Source organism: Ornithinimicrobium sp., from assembly GCF_051004135.1.
Taxonomy (GTDB): Bacteria; Actinomycetota; Actinomycetes; order Actinomycetales; family Dermatophilaceae; genus Ornithinicoccus.
Genome location: NZ_JBPCKQ010000223.1, coordinates 1 through 17,568 on the forward strand (window position 1 = coordinate 1; position 17,568 = coordinate 17,568).

General features: G+C 71.7%; 21 protein-coding genes. 19 read left to right on the forward strand and 2 right to left on the reverse strand.

Features of this window, described 5'->3' with window-relative positions:
- A partial coding sequence (locus ACR2FV_RS16000) for a hypothetical protein (protein WP_434016698.1) occupies nt 1-366 on the reverse strand: 366 nt, incomplete at its 3' end.
- Nucleotides 367-577: 211 nt separating this feature from the next.
- Between ACR2FV_RS16000 and ACR2FV_RS16005 the strand changes: the two genes are divergently transcribed.
- The 11 genes from ACR2FV_RS16005 (at nt 578) to hisIE (ending at nt 10,454) form a co-directional block, all read left to right on the forward strand.
- A complete protein-coding gene (locus tag ACR2FV_RS16005) occupies nt 578-1,276 on the forward strand; it encodes an MBL fold metallo-hydrolase (RefSeq protein WP_434016699.1) in 699 nt (232 codons plus the stop codon).
- Nucleotides 1,277-1,302: 26 nt separating this feature from the next.
- Nucleotides 1,303-2,724, forward strand: a complete 1,422-nt coding sequence (hisS, locus tag ACR2FV_RS16010; RefSeq protein WP_434016700.1) for a histidine--tRNA ligase — start codon at nt 1,303-1,305, stop codon at nt 2,722-2,724.
- A gap of 91 nt (nt 2,725-2,815) precedes the next feature.
- Complete coding sequence (locus tag ACR2FV_RS16015) at nt 2,816-3,121, forward strand: YerC/YecD family TrpR-related protein (RefSeq protein WP_434016701.1); 306 nt, start codon at nt 2,816-2,818, stop codon at nt 3,119-3,121.
- Nucleotides 3,122-3,189: 68 nt separating this feature from the next.
- Nucleotides 3,190-4,098 carry an ATP phosphoribosyltransferase gene (hisG, locus tag ACR2FV_RS16020; protein WP_434016702.1) on the forward strand — a complete coding sequence of 303 codons (909 nt, stop codon included), beginning with the start codon at nt 3,190-3,192 and terminating at the stop codon, nt 4,096-4,098.
- Complete coding sequence (gene hisD / locus ACR2FV_RS16025) at nt 4,095-5,402, forward strand: histidinol dehydrogenase (RefSeq protein ID WP_434016703.1); 1,308 nt, start codon at nt 4,095-4,097, stop codon at nt 5,400-5,402. The genes hisG and hisD overlap by 4 nt, the downstream gene beginning before the upstream one ends.
- Nucleotides 5,399-6,583 carry a histidinol-phosphate transaminase gene (hisC, locus tag ACR2FV_RS16030; RefSeq protein WP_434016704.1) on the forward strand — a complete coding sequence of 395 codons (1,185 nt, stop codon included), beginning with the start codon at nt 5,399-5,401 and terminating at the stop codon, nt 6,581-6,583. Before hisD ends, hisC begins: the two co-directional genes overlap by 4 nt.
- Nucleotides 6,584-6,589: 6 nt before the next feature.
- On the forward strand, nt 6,590-7,660 hold the full coding sequence (gene hisB, locus ACR2FV_RS16035; RefSeq protein WP_434016705.1) for a bifunctional histidinol-phosphatase/imidazoleglycerol-phosphate dehydratase HisB: 1,071 nt from the start codon (nt 6,590-6,592) through the stop codon (nt 7,658-7,660).
- Nucleotides 7,657-8,271, forward strand: coding sequence for an imidazole glycerol phosphate synthase subunit HisH (gene hisH, locus ACR2FV_RS16040; RefSeq protein ID WP_434016706.1), 615 nt, complete (start codon nt 7,657-7,659; stop codon nt 8,269-8,271). The genes hisB and hisH overlap by 4 nt, the downstream gene beginning before the upstream one ends.
- The gene (hisA, locus tag ACR2FV_RS16045; protein ID WP_434016707.1) at nt 8,264-9,010 is read left to right on the forward strand and encodes a 1-(5-phosphoribosyl)-5-[(5-phosphoribosylamino)methylideneamino]imidazole-4-carboxamide isomerase; all 747 of its coding nucleotides are present in this window, start codon (nt 8,264-8,266) and stop codon (nt 9,008-9,010) included. The genes hisH and hisA overlap by 8 nt, the downstream gene beginning before the upstream one ends.
- Nucleotides 9,007-9,798 (forward strand): imidazole glycerol phosphate synthase subunit HisF, encoded by a 792-nt coding sequence (hisF, locus tag ACR2FV_RS16050; protein WP_434016708.1) that lies wholly within the window; start codon nt 9,007-9,009, stop codon nt 9,796-9,798. Before hisA ends, hisF begins: the two co-directional genes overlap by 4 nt.
- Nucleotides 9,795-10,454: a bifunctional phosphoribosyl-AMP cyclohydrolase/phosphoribosyl-ATP diphosphatase HisIE gene (gene hisIE / locus ACR2FV_RS16055; protein WP_434016709.1), complete on the forward strand. Its 660-nt coding sequence runs from the start codon at nt 9,795-9,797 to the stop codon at nt 10,452-10,454. Before hisF ends, hisIE begins: the two co-directional genes overlap by 4 nt.
- 47 nt (nt 10,455-10,501) lie before the next feature.
- Here the strand turns inward: hisIE and ACR2FV_RS16060 are convergent, their stop codons facing one another.
- Complete coding sequence (locus ACR2FV_RS16060) at nt 10,502-11,107, reverse strand: hypothetical protein (protein WP_434016710.1); 606 nt, start codon at nt 11,105-11,107, stop codon at nt 10,502-10,504.
- 51 nt (nt 11,108-11,158) lie between these two features.
- Here ACR2FV_RS16060 and ACR2FV_RS16065 point away from each other — a divergent pair, with 51 nt between their 5' ends.
- The 8 genes from ACR2FV_RS16065 to ACR2FV_RS16100 all read left to right on the forward strand — a co-directional run bounded on the left by ACR2FV_RS16065 (nt 11,159) and on the right by ACR2FV_RS16100 (nt 17,562).
- Nucleotides 11,159-12,112, forward strand: coding sequence for a site-specific tyrosine recombinase XerD (locus ACR2FV_RS16065; protein ID WP_434016711.1), 954 nt, complete (start codon nt 11,159-11,161; stop codon nt 12,110-12,112).
- 77 nt (nt 12,113-12,189) lie between these two features.
- Nucleotides 12,190-13,116, forward strand: coding sequence for a ParA family protein (locus ACR2FV_RS16070; protein ID WP_434016712.1), 927 nt, complete (start codon nt 12,190-12,192; stop codon nt 13,114-13,116).
- Nucleotides 13,113-14,021, forward strand: coding sequence for a segregation and condensation protein A (locus ACR2FV_RS16075; RefSeq protein WP_434016743.1), 909 nt, complete (start codon nt 13,113-13,115; stop codon nt 14,019-14,021). Before ACR2FV_RS16070 ends, ACR2FV_RS16075 begins: the two co-directional genes overlap by 4 nt.
- A complete protein-coding gene (gene scpB / locus ACR2FV_RS16080; RefSeq protein WP_434016713.1) occupies nt 14,018-14,644 on the forward strand; it encodes an SMC-Scp complex subunit ScpB in 627 nt (208 codons plus the stop codon). Before ACR2FV_RS16075 ends, scpB begins: the two co-directional genes overlap by 4 nt.
- Entirely contained in the window at nt 14,641-15,408 is a 768-nt protein-coding gene (locus ACR2FV_RS16085) for a pseudouridine synthase (protein WP_434016714.1), read from the forward strand. Before scpB ends, ACR2FV_RS16085 begins: the two co-directional genes overlap by 4 nt.
- A gap of 98 nt (nt 15,409-15,506) precedes the next feature.
- Complete coding sequence (cmk, locus tag ACR2FV_RS16090) at nt 15,507-16,217, forward strand: (d)CMP kinase (RefSeq protein ID WP_434016715.1); 711 nt, start codon at nt 15,507-15,509, stop codon at nt 16,215-16,217.
- Nucleotides 16,214-17,083 carry a sulfurtransferase gene (locus tag ACR2FV_RS16095; protein ID WP_434016716.1) on the forward strand — a complete coding sequence of 290 codons (870 nt, stop codon included), beginning with the start codon at nt 16,214-16,216 and terminating at the stop codon, nt 17,081-17,083. Before cmk ends, ACR2FV_RS16095 begins: the two co-directional genes overlap by 4 nt.
- Complete coding sequence (locus ACR2FV_RS16100) at nt 17,083-17,562, forward strand: SufE family protein (RefSeq protein WP_434016717.1); 480 nt, start codon at nt 17,083-17,085, stop codon at nt 17,560-17,562. The genes ACR2FV_RS16095 and ACR2FV_RS16100 overlap by 1 nt, the downstream gene beginning before the upstream one ends.
- Nucleotides 17,563-17,568 lie beyond the last annotated feature (6 nt).

A 17,568-nucleotide genomic window follows, 5' to 3' on the forward strand; every position in this document is an offset into this window, starting at 1 on the left:
TGCCGTGCCGGGGCTGACATCAGCCTGGGCATGCGCGGCCGCGCAGCGCACCACCGCCAACAGGGCCTGCGCGACCCCGTCGGGCAGACCCACCTGGGACAGCCCCTCCTGGACCCGGACCAACCCGACTGGTGTCGGACTGGCCCAGGACTGCCCCAAAGTCTCAGCGCTGTCCTGCTGCTCGGCCGGGCTCAATACTGGCGCTTGGTCCCAGTAACCCTGCTCCTCCCGTGCCGCTGCGGCGAACCAGGACGGCTCCTCACACACGTCATGACTGTCCAACCCCGCAGCGAACCAGGCGGGCTCGACCAGCCAGGGCGGCACGGGCCAGGAGTCGTCCCGCTCCTCGGGCACAGTCACGGCCATCACACACCCTCCTCACCATCGATGTCGATCGTCCATCTGCTCGAGCCCGGATACTCCGGATATTCTCAATTTAGTACACAAGTGCGATCTCGGTGCGGATCGACACTCGCCTTGTGGACGACGGATCGCGATGCCCATGCTGTGGATACCCAGCCGACAAACCGACACCCGAGGCCGCCGGATCCGGGGCGTACGACATACCCTCGTCGTCGTGATCCTGCAGAGTGTGACCGCCGCTGCGTTCGGGACCAACTGCTACGTCGTGGCCGTGGCCGACGGCGAGGAGTGCCTGATCGTCGACCCGGGGATCGGGGTCGAAGAGCCGGTGCGCGAGATCTTGCTGACGCGTCGGCTGCGACCGGCCGCCGTCCTGCTGACGCACGGTCACCTGGACCACGTCTACGCCGTGACCCCACTGTGCTCACCCGGGGTCGCCGCGCACATCCATCCTGAGGACCGCTATCGCCTGGCCGACCCACTCGCGCAGCTCGACCCGGCGCTCGTCGCGATGGTGGAGCAGCAGTTCGGCACGCGCGCCACGTGGCAGGAACCCTCAGACATCGTCGAGCTCGGCACCAGCGGCGACACCGCTCTGGAGCTGGCAGGTTTGCGCCTCTCGGTCACCCACACCCCCGGTCATACGGAGGGCTCGGTGCTCTTCTCCCTGGCCGACGTGCCCCAGGGCACCCCTGACGAGCTGCACTCCACGGTCCTGTCCGGCGACGTGTTGTTCGCCGGCTCGATCGGCCGCACCGACCTACCCGGCGGCGACCACCAGGCCATGCTGCGCTCCCTGCGCGAGCAGGTGCTTCCGTTGCCGGACAGCACCCTGGTGCTGCCCGGCCATGGCCCTGCGACCACCATGGCTCGGGAGCGGTCCACCAATCCTTTCCTGGCCGGGCTGGGCTGAGCACGCCCCGCCGTTAGACTCCCCGGGTGATCACGCCGCGCACCCCCTCGGGAGTCCTGGAGCTGCTCCCGGCTGAGCAGATCGCCTTCCAGCGGATGCTCGAGGTGATCCGCGCCGGTTACGAGCGCTTCGGCTTCCTGCCGATCGAGACCCCGGCCTTTGAGATCAGTGACGTGCTGCTGACCAAGACCGGCGGCGAGACCGAGCGCCAGGTCTACTTCGTGCAGTCGACCGGCTCCTACGAGAAGGCCATCGCCCAGGCCGGCGGTCCGGGGACGTCGACGGAGGGGCAGCTGCCCGAGCTGGCTTTGCGCTTCGACCTGACGGTGCCGCTGGCCAGGTATGTCGCCGAGCACGAGCACCAGCTGACCTTCCCGTTCCGGCGCTACCAGATGCAGCGAGTCTATCGGGGAGAGCGGGCACAGCGCGGCCGCTTCCGGGAGTTTTACCAGTGCGACGTCGACATCATCGGCAAGGACGAGCTGAGCGTGCGCCACGACGCCGAGTGCCCCGCGGTGATCCACGCGATCTTCAGCGACCTGGCGATCGGCGCCTTCACCATCCAGCTCAACAACCGCAAGCTGATGGGCGGCTTCTTCGAGGGCCTTGGGGTGAGCGACCCCGAAGCCCAGGCCCGGGTGCTGCGCGAGGTGGACAAGCTGGACAAGCGTGGCGCGGACCACGTGCGCACCGCGCTGACCGGCCCGACGCTCGGCCTGTCGCCCGACGCCGCCGAGCAGGTGCTGGAGTTCGTGGCGGTGCGCTCCATGGAACACGACGACGCGATAGCCATCCTGGACCGCCTGGCACCACCCGGGTCGGACGGCACGGCGCTGGCGCAGGGGGTGCAGGAGCTGCGGGAGGTGCTTACGTTGGTGCGGGCCCTCGGCGTCCCGGAGTCGGACTACCGGCTCAACCTGTCCATCGCTCGTGGACTGGACTACTACACCGGCACGGTCTACGAGACCACCCTGGATGACCACCCGGACATCGGGTCGATCTGCTCGGGGGGCCGGTATGACGATCTGGCCGGTCACTACACCAAGTCCGCTCTCCCAGGGGTCGGCATCTCGATCGGCCTGACGAGGCTCTTCTGGCAGCTGCGCGAGGCCGGGCTGGTCGACGTGGCCAAGAGCACCGTGCAGGTGCTGGTGCCGCAGGTCGACCCCGATCTGATGGACGCCACGCTGGAGCTGGCGAGCACGCTGCGGCACGCCGGGATCAACACCGAGACCGTGTTGGACGGCGGACGGCTGGGCAAGCAGCTGAGGTATGCCGATCGCGCCGGCATCCGGTTCGTCGCGCTGCTCGGTCCGCAGGAGGTGCAGGCGGGCAACGTCACGATCAAGGACCTGCGCCGGGGCGACCAGTTCACCGTGCCGCGCGACGACGTGGTGCGTGCCCTGCGCGTCGAGCTCGCGCAGCCTCTGGTGACCGCCCCGGACTGACCCGCCGCCTGGACTCCCGCACGCGATGTGTTAGCGTGCTATCACGTTGTGACAGCACCGAGCGCCTCAGCGAGGCACCGAGCGGGGAGAGATGAAGCGCAGGGAGACGATCGAGCGAGCAGAGCCCGCCACGGCGGACCTGGCTCAAGCCTTCGCCTCGCTGGACGATCCCCACGACGTCGTCGACTTCCTGGTCGACCTGTGCACTCCGGCGGAGCTGGAGGCGCTGGCTGACCGGTGGGCCGTGGTGCCGCTGCTGGTCCAAGGCGTTCCCTACCGGTCGATCCACGAGCAGACCGGTGTCAGCGTCACCACCGTGGGCCGGGTCGCCCGCTGCCTGGACCATGGGACCGGCGGCTACCGGGCCGCCCTGCGACGGCATACCGCCGGCAGCTGAGGGCCCCCGGTCCCCCTGCCGCCCACCCCGTTGCGACCCGCCCCCAGCCCTGACCACGGAAGGACACGATGTCCCCGCCTGCCCTGCCCCGCGAGCGCCTGCGCGTGGCGATCCAGAAGTCCGGCCGCCTGGGCACCCCCGCCCGCGACCTGCTCGCCTCCTGCGGGCTGACCTGGCGGGAGAGCCGAGACAAGCTGTTCTGCTACGGCGAGTCGCTGCCGGTCGACCTGCTGCTCGTGCGCGACGACGACATCCCCGGGCTGATCGCCGAGGGCGTCTGCGACCTGGGGGTCGTGGGCCGCAACGTGATGGTCGAGCACGAGCTGGAGCGGGCCGCCGCCGGGCACGAGGCCGGACTGCGCGAGGTGCGCGAGCTGGGCTGGGGCAGCTGCCGACTCGACATCGCCATCGCCGAGGACGAGGAGTGGCACGGCCCGGAGCAGCTCGCCGGACTACGCATCGCCACGTCCTACCCCCGCATCCTGGGGAGCTGGCTGGCCGAGCACGACGTCGAGGCACGCGTGGTCACCCTGTCCGGCTCGGTCGAGATCGCGCCTCGGCTGGGCCAGTCCGACGTGGTCTGCGACCTCGTGTCGTCCGGGGGGACCCTGGCTGCCAACCAGCTCAAGCCGGTGGCCACGCTGCTGCACTCCGAGGCTGTGGTGGCGGGGCCGGCGCATCCCTTGGACGGCGCGCGCGGTGAGATGGCCGAGCTGCTGCTGCGCCGGATGGACGGTGCGCTGCGGCTGAAGGAGACCCGGCTGCTGATGCTGCGCGCCGCGCGGGACGAGCTCACCCAGGTGCTGACCCAGCTGCCCGACGGGCACGAGCCGACCATCTTGGCTGTCGACGGTCACGACGAGGTGAGTGTGCAGATGCTGTGCCACGCGGCGGTGAGCTGGAAGCGGCTGGAGGACCTCAAGCGAGCCGGAGCGCGCCATCTGATGGTGCTGCCCGTGGAAGGAATGCTGGCATGAACATCTGCAGCTGGGCCGAGCTGGACGAGACCGCCCGGGCGGAGGTGATCCGCCGCGGCACCGCGGCCGCCGGGCCGGAGGTGAGTGCGACGGTGGCTCAGATTCTGGAGCAGGTGCGCACCGAGGGCGACGACGCGGTGCGCGACCTCACGGCGCGCTTCGACGGCGTGCAGCTCGAGGACCTCGCCGTCAACGATGAGCAGGTCCGCAATGCGGTCGCCGGCCTGGCCCCGGCGTTGCGCGCCGCGATCAGCGAGGCTGCCGAGCGGATCCGCACGTTCCACCGGGCGGGGATGACGCGCGAGTATGCGGTGCAGACCGCTCCCGGGGTGGTGTGCGAGCGGGTGGTGCGTTCGATCCGGCGGGTCGGCCTCTACGTCCCCGCGGGCTCGGCGCCGCTGCCCTCGACCGCGCTCATGCTGGGCGTCCCGGCCCAGCTGGCCGGCTGCTCCGAGATCGTGCTGGTGACCCCGCCCGGCCCGGACGGAGCGGCCGACCCCACCGTGTTGGCGGCTGCGGCCGAGTGCGGCATCGACGCGATCTACCTGGCCGGGGGAGCGCAGGCGATCGGCGCGATGGCGCACGGCACCGGGACCATCCCGGCGTGCGACAAGATCTTCGGCCCCGGCAACGCCTGGGTCACCGAGGCCAAGCGCCAGGTCAGCACCACCGAGGGCGGCCCGGGCATCGACCTGCCGGCCGGGCCGTCCGAGGTGGTCGTGATCGCCGACAGCGGCGCGCAGGCCGAGTTCGTCGCCGCCGACCTGCTCTCCCAGGCCGAGCACGGTCCGGATTCCCAGGTGCTGTTGCTCACCGACGACGTGAGGATGGCCGAGCTGGTACTGGAGCAGGTGCTTGACCAGGTCGAGCAGCTGCCCCGCGCCGACATCGCCCGCAAGGCCCTGGCCAGCAGCCGCGTCGTCGTGACCGAGGACCTGGACCAGGCGTTCGAGATCAGCAACGACTACGGCCCGGAGCACCTGATCCTGGCCCTGCGCGAGTCGCGTGACTGGCTGGACCGGGTGCAGACCGCCGGGTCGGTGTTCCTGGGGGACTGGGCGCCGGAGACCCTCGGTGACTACTGCAGCGGCACGAACCACGTGCTGCCCACGGCCGGCGCGGCCCGCTGGACCGGAGGCGTCAACGTCGCCAGCTTCCAGATCGCCATGACGGTGCAGCACGTGACCCAGGAGGGCCTGCAGGCCGTCGGCCCGTGCGCCGTCGAGCTGTCAGAGGCCGAGCGCCTGCACGCCCACCAGCGGGCCGTGACCCGCCGGCTGGACCGGATCGGGACCTCGACGTGAGTGCTGCCCGCACCTCGTCGACGGCGCGGCGGTCCTTCCCCCGGACACTGCTGCGAGCGGACCTGCGCGACTTCACCGGCTACTCCTCGGCGCGAACCAGCCACACCGGCGCCGACGCGCGGATCTGGCTCAACGCCAACGAGTCGGCCACGCCCAACCAGGCCGACCCGCAGGGGCGCCAGCGGCGCTACCCCACACCCCAGCCCGCCGAGCTGGTCGCGGCGCTGGCCGGGCTTTACGACACGGACCCGGCGGGCCTCGTCGTCGGACGCGGCAGCGACGAGGCCATCGACCTGCTGGTGCGGGCGCTGTGTCGGCCCGGCGGCGACGGTGTGGTGGTCTGCTCGCCGACCTTCGGGATGTATGCCGTGAGCGCGCGGCTGCACGGTGTGCCGGTGCACGACGTGCCGCAGCACGACAACGGGCACACCTGGACGGTGGACACCGAGCAGGTGACGCGGGTGGCCCGCGAGACCGGGTCCCGGCTGGTGTTCCTGGCCTCGCCGGGCAACCCCACCGGGGCCGTGGTCCCGGCCCGGGACGTGCTGGACTTGGTGGACGCCCTCGCCGACCAGGCCGTGGTGGTGCTCGACGAGGCGTATGTGGAGTACGCGGGTCCGGAGGACACGGGCGGGGACCACAGATCCACCGGCGAGCCCGCCGCTGCGGTATCGCTGATCGAGCAGATTGCCACCCGGCCCACCCTGACAGTGCTGCGCACCCTGTCCAAGGCACACGGGCTGGCCGGAGCGCGAGTCGGCACCGTGCTGGCGCACCCCGACCTGGCCGCCGTGCTGCGCCGCGTCCAGGCGCCCTACCCGGTGCCGGTCCCGGTGCTCGACCTGGCCCTGGCCGCCCTGGGCCCGAAGGCGCTGGCCGACACGACATACCGGGTGAGCGAGACCTTGGGCCAGCGCACCCGGCTGCACGCCGCGCTGAGTGCCCACCCCCTGGTCCGCGCGGTCTACGACAGCCGGGCCAACTTCCTGCTGGCCCGTTGTGCGGACCCCGAGGCGGTCGACGCGATGCTGGAGCAGCTGGCCGGACGTGACATCGTGGTCCGCGACATGCGCCACCTGCCCGGCCTGCACGACGCCGTGCGGGTCACCGCGGGCAGTGCAGCCGAGCTCGACGAGGTGGCCGGCGCCCTGGCCCCGCAGACCGACTCCCTGATCCGATAGGACGCGATGACCGCCGTGCCCGCCCCCGTGCTCCTCGTCGACCGTGACGGCACCCTGATCGAGGAGCCCGCCGACCACCAGGTCGACGGCTACGCCAAGCTGCGCCTCGTCGAGGGCGTCATCCCGGCGATGCTGCGGCTGCGCGACGCCGGGTGGGTGTTCGTCATGGTCACCAACCAGGACGGCCTGGGCACCGACAGCTTCCCGCAGGCGGACTTCGACGGCCCGCACGAGCTGCTGCTGCAGATCCTGGCCAGCCAGGGCCTCACGTTTCGGGAGGTGCTGATCGACACCAGCCGGCCGCAGGAGGGCGCGCCCACCCGCAAGCCCGGGACGGCGCTGATGACCGCACTGCTGAAGGACCGGGGGATCGACTGGACCCGCAGCGTCATGGTCGGCGACCGGGAGACCGACCGGCAGTTCGCCGACAACCTGGGGATCCCGGCATACCTGCTGGGGGAGGGGACCGACTGGGCCAGGATCGCGCACGAGCTGGTGACCCGGCCGCGGACCGCCCAGGTCGAGCGGGTCACCTCCGAGACGGCCATCCGGGTGGGCGTCGACCTGGACCGGGCCGGGGACAGTCGGGTCGCCACCGGCGTCGGCTTCCTGGACCACATGCTGGACCAGCTGGCCAAGCACGGCGGCTTCAGCCTCACCGTGGCATGCGACGGCGACCTGCACATCGACGAGCACCACTCGGTCGAGGACATCGCCATCGCCGTCGGCGAGGCCATCCGGGAGGCGCTGGGCGACAAGCGGGGCATCGGCCGCTACGGCTTCACCCTGCCGATGGACGAAGCCCAGGCGACCGCCGCGCTGGACCTGTCGGGCCGGCCCTACTTCGCCTTCGAGGCCGACTTCGACCGGGAGCGGGTAGGTGACCTGCCCACCGAGATGGTCGAGCACTTCTGGCGCTCCTTCGCCGACGCGATGCGGTGCACCCTGCACCTGAGCATCGGCCCCGGCAACGCCCACCACCAGGTCGAGGTCGGCTTCAAGGCCGTGGCCCGTGCCCTGCGCCAGGCGCTGCCCCGCGAGGGCACCGAGCTGCCGAGCACCAAGGGCCTGCTGTGAGCGCCACCACTGTCGCGCTCGTCGACTCCGGCGGCACCAACATCGGCTCGGTGACCTACGCCCTGGAGCGGCTCGGCGCCCGCGCGGCGATGACCTCCGACCCGGCCACCATCACCGCGGCCGACCGGGTGGTGCTGCCGGGTGTGGGTGCGGCGGGAGCCGGTATGCGGCGACTTCAGGAGACGGGTCTGGCCGACCTGCTGCGGGGTCTCGAGCAGCCGCTGCTCGGCGTCTGCCTGGGGATGCAGCTGCTCTTCGAGCGCAGCGACGAGGACGGCGGGGTCGACTGTCTCGGGCTGATCCCCGGTGCGGTCATCGAGATTCCGGCCGCGCCGGGGGCTAGGGTCCCGCACATGGGGTGGAACACGCTGGACGTGCGCCGCGCCGACCCGATCCTGACCGGGATCGGCAGCGGCGACCGGGCCTACTTCGTGCACGGCTACGCGGCCCCGGTGGGCCCGGCCACCCTGGCCGGCACCGAGCACAACGGGTGGTGGAGCGCCGTCGTGCGCAGCGACAACCGTTGGGGGGCGCAGTTCCATCCCGAGCGCTCCGCCGACGTCGGGGCCCGGCTGCTGCGCAACTTCCTGGGTGAGGTGACCGGTGGCTGAGTTCACGGTCTATCCGGCGATCGATGTCCGCGAGGGCAACGTAGTCCGGCTGCACAAGGGCGACTACGCCAAGGAGACCCGCTACACGGACGACCCGGTCGCGGTCGCGCAGAGCTACGCCCGCGGGGGCGCTCGATGGTTGCACCTGGTCGACCTGGACGCCGCCCGGGCCGGGGGCTACACCTTGTGGACGCAGCTGGAGGAGATGGCGACCAGCACCGGGCTGCAGATCCAGACCGGCGGCGGTGTGCGCGCCGGCGACGACGTGCAGCGGCTCTTGGACGCCGGCGCCACGCGAGTCGTCGTGGGCTCGATGGCGGTGCGCGAGCCGGACACCGTGCTGGGCTGGTTGGAGCGCTTCGGTCCGGACCAGCTCACGGTGGCCCTGGACACCCGGACCGATGAGGAGGGGGTCTGGGTCCTGCCGGTGTCCGGATGGACGTCGGTGGCCGATCTGGACCTGCCGACGATGCTCGCGCGGTACGCCGCCTCCGGACTGCAGCACGTGCTGTGCACCGACATCAGCCGCGACGGCACCTTCGCCGGGCCCAACCTCAACCTGTACACCTTCTTGACCCGCTCCTCGCCGGTGCTGCGCTTCCAGGCCTCGGGCGGAGCTCGCGACGTGGCCGACATCCGCAGCTGCCGCAAGATCGGCTGTGCCGGCATCATCGTGGGCAAGGCGCTGCTCGAGAGCCGGCTCACGGTCACTGACGCGGTGGAGGAGGAGAGCGTATGACCCTCGCCCGCCGGATCATCCCCTGCCTCGACGTGCGGGACGGTCGGGTGGTCAAGGGCACCCGCTTCCGCGACCACGTCGACATGGGCGACATAGTCGAGCTGGCCGCCCGCTACCGTGCCGAGGGGGCCGACGAGCTGGTCTTCTACGACATCACCGCCAGTCCCCAGGCACGACGGGTCGACGTCGACTGGGTCACCCGCGTGTCGCGGGAGATCGACATCCCGTTCTGCGTGGCCGGCGGCATCCGCTCGGTCCAGGACGCGCGGGTGGTCCTGCACGCCGGGGCCGACAAGATCTCGGTCAACACCCCCGCGGCGCAGCGGCCCGAGCTGGTCGCCGAGCTGGCGGCGGAGTTCGGCACGCAGTGTGTCGTCGTGGGTGTCGACAGCCTGCGCGACGACGACGGCCAGTGGCGGATCCGGCAGCTCACCGGCGATCCTGAGCGCACCCGCGCCATGAGCACGACGACACTGAGCTGGGTGCAGCAGGTGCAGCAGCTCGGGGCCGGCGAGATCGTGCTCAACTGCATGGGCAGCGACGGGGTGCGCCAGGGGTATGACGTGGAGCAGCTGGCCGCGGTGCGCGAGGTGTGCCAGGTGCCGCTGATCGCCTCCGGCGGTGCCGGCAGTCCCGAGCACTTCGTCCAGGTCTTCGCCGGTGCCGACGTGGACGGGGCCCTGGCCGCCGGCGTCTTCCACTCCGGGTCGATCCGGATCCCAGCGCTCAAGGACCACCTGCACGAGCAGGGCATGGTCGTGCGCCGCGAGCGGGTGGCGGCGCCGTGAGCGAGGGCATCCCGGCCGGTCCGGACAGCGCGCTACGGCTGCCCGACGGCCTGCAGGTCGACGATCTGGCCTTTGCCAAGCAGGACGGTCTGCTGCCCGGAGTCGTCCAGGATGCCGCGACCGCTGCGGTGTTGATGGTCGGCTACCTTGACCGGGAGGCTCTCGAGACCACGTTGCGCACCGGCCTGGCGACCTTCTGGAGCCGCAGCCGCGGCACGTCGTGGACCAAGGGCGAGACCAGCGGTCACACCCTGAGCGTGCGGCAGGTCCTCGTCGACTGTGACCGGGACACCCTGCTGCTGCAGTGCGTCCCGGCCGGCCCCACGTGCCACACGGGAGCGGTCTCCTGCTTCACCGACGAGGCTCCCGTCTCCGTCCTTGCCTCCCTGAACGAGCTGATCGCGCAGCGGGACGCCGAGCGCCCGCCCGGGTCCTACACGACGTCACTGTTCGAGGCGGGTGTGCGCCGGATCGCCCAGAAGGTCGGGGAGGAGGGCGTCGAGACCGCACTCGCCGCGGTTGCCCAGGACGACGAGGCGCTGCTGGGGGAGGCGGCCGACCTCATCTATCACCTGCTGGTGCTGCTGCGCAGCCGTGGGCTCGGACTGGGCGACGTGGAGCAGGTGCTGCAGGCACGGCACGCACCCCGTGCCTGATCCCGCTGCTTGGATCCCGCAGCGCTGAACCCGCCGGCCTGACCCCGTCAGTGCTGGACGCGCAGACCGACCCGACGCAGCTCCAGGTCGGCCAGCTCGGCGACGGGCCCGGGATCGCCGGAGCGCCACGCGCCCAGCGGGTCGGCGGTGACCGTCTGCAGCCGGCGCGGGGACTGGTGCACCAGCGCGCGCAGCGCGAGCAGCTCCTGGGCGCCCGGGCGGTCCCGATCCCGGCCCAGCGCCGCGGCACGGCGCATCCCCAGCCCACGCAGCAGCAGGTAGGCACCCACGACCAACACGATCGGGGTGCCCGCCGCCAGCAGTGAGACCACCCAGGCGAGCCGGTCCACGGAGGTCTCCAACGAGTCACCGGCCGCGACCAGGTCGGTGCCGACCCCTGCCGCTCCCGTGAAAGGCCCGTCCAGGTCGTCCCCGACCAGCGGGATATCGATGATCCGGCCTGCAATGTCGGTCATCCGCTCGCTCAGGCCCGTCCCCGCGCTGCGCAGCGACCCGGCGGGCGCGGCGAGGGCGCTGATCAGATCATGCACCCACCGGCCGACCATCACCCACCCCACCACCCAGGCCACGACGGCCAAGTCACCCAGGACCTGGCGGGTGCGACGGCGGGGGGTCTCGGCATACCAGTACATGGCCCCATCCTCGCCGCTGCAGGCGCACCACGGGGAGTGGACAATGCGGGGGTGAGTCCTTCGGCAGCCACCCCCCGACGCTCGCCGTTGGGGCGGGCGGTCGACGGCTGGCTGGATCACCTGCGGGTCGAGCGCGGCGTGTCCGCCCACACCGTGCAGGCCTACCGGCGCGACACGGGGCGCTACCTGTCCTTCCTGGCGACCCGGGGGATCGAGGACCCCCCGCAGGTTCGTGAGATCCATGTGACCGAGTTCCTGGCGGCGTTGCGCGCCGGTGACGTCGACCACCCGCCGCTGGCCGCAACCTCTGCGGCGCGGGCGGTCGTGGCCGTGCGGGGCCTGCACCGCTTCCTGGCACTGGAGGGGGACACCGCGCTCGACCCGGCACAGGCCGTGACCCCGCCCACCCCGTCGCGCCGGCTCCCCAGCGTACTGAGGCCGGATCAGGTCGAGCGGCTGCTGGCTGCCGCCTCGCTGGGGGGCACCCCTCCGGCGCTACGGGACCGGGCCCTGCTGGAGACCCTGTACGGGTGCGGCGGACGGGTCAGCGAGGCGCTCGCCCTGGACCTGGACGACCTGCCCCTGGAGCAGGACGACCCGATGGTGCGACTCTTCGGCAAGGGCCGCAAGGAACGGCTGGTGCCCCTGGGTCGGTATGCCGTGCAGGCGCTGCAGGCCTGGCTCGTGCGGGGCCGCCCGAGCCTGGTGGCCCGGGGGCGCGGCACCGCGGCGGTCTTCGTCAACCAGCGGGGCGGACGGCTGTCCCGGCAGAGCGCCTGGGCGATCCTGCAGCAGGCCGCGCAGCGTGCCGACCTGCAGACCGCTATCAGCCCACACACGCTGCGGCACTCCTTCGCGACGCACCTGCTCGACGGTGGGGCCGACATCCGCGTCGTGCAGGAGCTGCTCGGTCACGCGTCGGTCACCACGACACAGATCTACACGCATGTCTCCACCGAGCACCTGCGCGAGGTCTACGCACAGGCCCACCCACGAGCGAGGTAGCCCGTGCCAGACTCTGCGACTAGGGTCGGACCGGTCGGCGGGAGACCGGCCATCACAGGAACGAGGCAAGGGCAGACGTGACATCCGAGACGACGACCCAGCAGGGGAGCGGCAGTCGGGCGGAGCACGACCGGCTGCCGGGCACCGAGGCGGCGGGCTCCGGCTCGACCGGGCCGACCGGCCGGCCGGTGCCCGACTTCGGCGTTCCCGCACCGCTGGCGGCGCACGGCCCGGCGCGGGTCATCGCCATGTGCAACCAGAAGGGTGGGGTCGGCAAGACCACCACGACAATCAACCTGGGGGCCGCGCTGGCCGAGTACGGTCGGCGCGTGCTGCTGGTCGACTTCGACCCGCAGGGGGCGCTGTCGGTCGGCCTGGGGTTGCGCACCCACGAGCTGGACACCACGATCTACAACCTGCTAATCGAGCGCGGGCACGACGTGCGGGACCTGATCCAGCCCACCCGGGTGACCGGCCTGGACCTGATCCCGGCCAACATCGACCTGGCGGCGGCCGAGGTCCAGCTGGTGGGTGAGGTCGCCCGCGAGCAGGTGCTCTCCCGGGTGCTGCGGCCGGTGCTGGAGGACTACGACGTCGTCCTGATCGACTGCCAGCCCTCGCTCGGTCTGCTCACCGTCAACGCACTGACGGCCGCGCACGGTGTCTTGATCCCCCTGGAGTGCGAGTTCTTCGCGATGCGAGGTGTGGCGCTGCTGATCGAGACGATCGACAAGATCACCGACCGGCTCAACCCGAGCCTGCACATGGACGGCATCCTCCCCACGATGTACGACGGGCGCACGCTGCACTCCCGGGAGGTCGTGCGCAGCGTGGTCGACCACTTCGAGGACTCGGTGTTCCACACCGTCATCAGCCGCACCGTGAAGTTCCCCGACGCGACCCTGGCGGCCGAGCCGATCACGTCCTACGCCAGCACCCACAGCGGCGCCGAGGCCTACCGGCAGCTGGCCCGCGAGCTCATCTCGCGCGGCGGCGCACCCTGACCTTGAGCCACGAGGCCGGCACCGCCGTGCCGGGGGGAGTGCTCAGCAGACCCACCCGGGTGCCGTTCGAGGTGCACCTGGATGTCTACACCGGTCCCTTCGAGGTGCTCCTGGGGCTGATCGCCAAGCACAAGCTCGACCTCACCGAGATCGCCCTGGCCCAGGTGACGGACGACTTCGTGGCCTACCTGCGCCAGGCGCAACAGGCCGAGCAGGCATGGGACCTGTCGCAGGCCTCGGAGTTCGTGCTGATCGCGGCCACCCTGCTGGACCTCAAGGCCTCCCGGCTGCTGCCCGGGGGCCGGGAGGACGACGAGGAGGACCTGGCGCTGATCGAGGCCCGGGACCTGCTCTTCGCCCGACTCCTGCAGTACCGCGCCTTCAAGCAGGTGGCGGCGGCGTTCGAGGACCGGATGGCCGGCACCGGCCACATCTGGGCCCGGGACGTCGGCGTGGAGGACCGCTTCGCGCGGCTGCTGCCTGAGCTGGTGCTGACCATCAGTCCGGAGCAGCTCGCGATGGTCGCAGCGTCAGCGATGATCCCCAAGGCTGCGCCGACGGTCGGTGTCGAGCACCTGCACGCCCCGGCGGTCTCGGTGCACGAGCAGGCCGGGATCGTGGTGCAGCGGCTGCGGGAGCACGGGGTATGCAGCTTCCGCTACCTGGTGGCCGACGCCGACTCCACGCTGGTCATCGTGGCCCGCTTCCTCGCCCTGCTGGAGCTGCACCGGGAGTCAGCCCTGGCCCTGGACCAGGACGAGCCGTTGGGCGAGCTGTCGGTACGCTGGATCGGGGCGCCCGGTGCCGGGATCCTCGGCAGGCTCGGGCAGGAGTTCGACGAGTCCGACGAGCTGCCCCACCAGGTCGGCGAGCCCGAGGAGGAGTCTGAGGTGAAGCAGCAGTGAGCAGGTCAGCGGATGCCGTCGACGGCGACCGAGAGGCAGACGAGCAGAGTGCCGCCGCGCTCGACGGCCTTCCCGGTGGCCCCCGGGCCGCCGTGGAGGCGGTGCTGATGGTGGTCGACGAGCCGGTGACCGAGGAGGCCCTGGCCGCATCGCTGCAGCTGCCCGCCGCGCAGGTGCACGACCTGGTGCAGAGGCTGCGCGCGGACTACCAGCAGGCGGAGCGCGGGTTCGTGCTGCGCCGCCTGGCCGGCGGCTGGCGCATCTACACGCGGCCCGACTGCGCGCCGGTGGTGGAGCGGTTCCTGCTCGGCGGCCAGCAGTCCCGGCTCACCCAGGCCTCCCTGGAGACCCTGGCCGTCATCGCCTACCGCCAGCCGGTCTCCCGCGCCCGGATCAGTGCGGTCCGGGGGGTCAACGTCGACGGGGTGGTGCGCACGCTGGTGGCCCGCGGGTTGGTGCAGGAGATGGGCCAGGACGGCGAGGCCGGGGCGGTCCTCTACGGCACCACCGACTATTTTCTGCAGCGGATGGGACTGGAGAGCACCGAGGACCTGCCCGCGCTCGCCCCCTATCTGCCCTCGGCGGACATGCTCGATGACCTCGCGGCGGAAGGACTCGCATGAGCCCACGACCCACGACCCGAACCGGTGACGTTCACGACCCCGCCGGCATCCGGCTGCAGAAGCTGCTGGCCGCAGCGGGCCTTGGCAGCCGCCGGGCCTGCGAGCGGCTGATCGAGGCCGGCCGGGTGCAGGTCGACGGGCAGCGCGTCACCGAGCTGGGTGTGCGGGTCGACCCGGCCAAGCAGGTCATCCACGTCGACGGCACCCGGGTCGTGCTCGACGAGACCAAGGTCTACCTGGCCTTCAACAAGCCGCTCGGGGTCGTCTCGACGATGAGCGACGAGCGGGGTCGTCCCTCGCTCGCGGACTACGTCGGAGCCCGCAACGAACGGCTCTTCCATGTCGGTCGCCTGGACGCGGAGACCGAGGGGCTGTTGCTGCTGACCAACGACGGCGAGCTCGCGCACCGGCTGCAGCACCCGTCCTACGAGATTCCCAAGATCTACATGGCACAGGTGGCCGGGCCGGTGGCACGCGACGTGGGCCGGCGGCTGCGGGAGGGCATCGAGCTGGAGGACGGGAAGGTCAAGGTCGACTCCTTCAAGCTGGTCGACTCCCTGCCCGGACGGGCCATCGTGGAGATCGTGCTGCACGAGGGTCGCAAGCACGTGGTGCGCCGGCTGCTGGACGCCGTCGACCAGCCGGCGCTGGCCCTGGCCCGCACCCAGGTCGGCCCGGTCCGGCTCGGCGAGCTCAAGCCCGGACGCACCCGGGCGCTGAACCGGGAGGAGGTCGGCGGCCTGCACCGGGCCGCTGGACTCTGAGCGAGCGATGGCCCGCTAGGCCGACGACGGGATTGGCCGGCGGCCCGGTAGGCCCGTCCTCGCCGCGCCGTTAGGCTGGGCCGGTGTTGTGCTCCCCGATGACCATCGCCATCGACGGACCAAGTGGCTCCGGCAAGTCCAGCGTCTCCCGAGAGGTCGCGACCCGGCTGGGGCTGCGCTACCTCGACACCGGCGCGATGTACCGCGCGTTGACCTGGGCCGCTCTGCAGGACGGTATCGACCTGGCCGACCGGGCCGCGGTGGCCGAGCACGGCGCCGGGCTGGACCTGCACATGGTCACCGACCCGGTGACGCCCACGGTGCGCGTCGGGAGCACCGACCTGTCCCGCGCGATCAGGGAACCCCGGATCAGTGCCGCGGTCTCCGCGGTCGCGACCAACCTGGAGGTCCGGGCGGACATGCGGCACCGGCAGCGGTCGCTGATCGCCGCGGCGCGCCAGGAGGGGGCCGGCATCGTGGTCGAGGGCCGGGACATCACGACAGTGGTCGCCCCGGACGCCGAGCAGCGCATCCTGCTCAGCGCCTCCGAGCAGACCCGGCTGGCCCGACGTGCCCAGGAGCTGGCCCAGGACTCGGTCCACCAGTCCGAGGACGCCACCCGCGACCAGGTGTTGCGCCGGGACCGGGACGACGCGACCGTCTCCGCCTTCTACCAGCCGGCCGACGGGGTGGTCGGAATCGACACCTCGCACCTGACGTTCGACCAAGTGGTGGACGCGGTCCTGCAGGTCGCCCACCCGGCGACCCACGACATACCCGATGCCCCCCTCAACGAAGGAGCCCGATGAGCCTGCCCACCGACGAGAGCCGCAAGTTCGCCGCCTACGCCCACCCGGAGCGACTGGTCAGCACGCAGTGGCTGGCACAGCATCTGGGGGACGAGGGGCTGGTGGTCCTGGAGTCCGACGAGGACGTGCTGCTCTACGACACCGGTCACATCCCCGGCTCGCACAAGCTGGACTGGCACACCGACCTCAACGACCCGGTGACCCGGGACTACGTCGACGGCGCCCGCTTTGCGGCGGTGATGGGCGAGCGGGGGATCACCCGCGAGCACACCGTGGTCATCTACGGCGACAAGAGCAACTGGTGGGCTGCCTACGCCCTGTGGGTGCTCACCCTGTTCGGTCACCCCGACGTGCGGCTGCTCGACGGTGGGCGAGCGGCCTGGGTGGCGCAGGGGCGGGAGATGACCCGCGAGGTGCCGAAGGTCAGCCCGACCGACTACCCGGTCGTGGAGCGCGACGACACGAGCGTGCGCGCCTTCAAGGAGGACGTGCTGGCCCACCTCGGCCAACCGCTCGTCGACGTGCGCTCCCCGGGGGAGTTCTCCGGCGAGCTGCTGCACATGCCGGACTATCCGCAGGAGGGTGCGATGCGCGGCGGGCACATCCCCGGCGCGAAGTCCGTCCCGTGGGGCCGCGCCGCCAACGAGGACGGCACTTTTCGTCCCCGCGCCGAGCTCGAGGCGATCTACACCCAGGAGCAGGGCCTGTCCCCGCAGGACGACGTCGTCGCCTACTGCCGCATCGGCGAGCGCAGCTCGCACACCTGGTTCGTGCTCACCCACCTGTTGGGCTTCGACGCGGTGCGCAACTACGACGGCTCCTGGACCGAGTGGGGCAACGCCGTGCGTGTGCCGGTGGAGCGCTGATGAGCGAGACCCCCACACCCTTGCCGCGGGCGATGGCCGAGCTGGCCGCCGACTTCCACGCCGTCTCGGTGCGCGAGCGACTCCAGCTGCTGCTGGAGCTGAGTGACGAGCTGCCCGGGCTCCCCGATCGGTATGTCGGCTCGCTGGACACGATGGAGCGGGTCGATGAGTGCCAGTCGCCGGTCTTCTTGGCCGTCGAGGTGGCCGACGACGGCGACCGGACCGTGTCGCTGTTCTTCGACGCGCCCGCTGAGGCGCCGACCACCAAGGGCTTCGCCGGCATCCTGCACGAGTCGCTGGACGGCCTGCCGGCCGCCGACCTGTTGGACGTGCCGGACGACGCGCCCTACCGGTTCGGCCTGGCCGAGGCCGTCTCACCGCTGCGGATGCGCGGCATGATCGGCATGCTGAGCCGGATCAAGCGCCAGGTGCGGCTGCGCAGCCACACCGCGGCCATGGCCACTGGGCGCCAGGAGTAGGGCGAT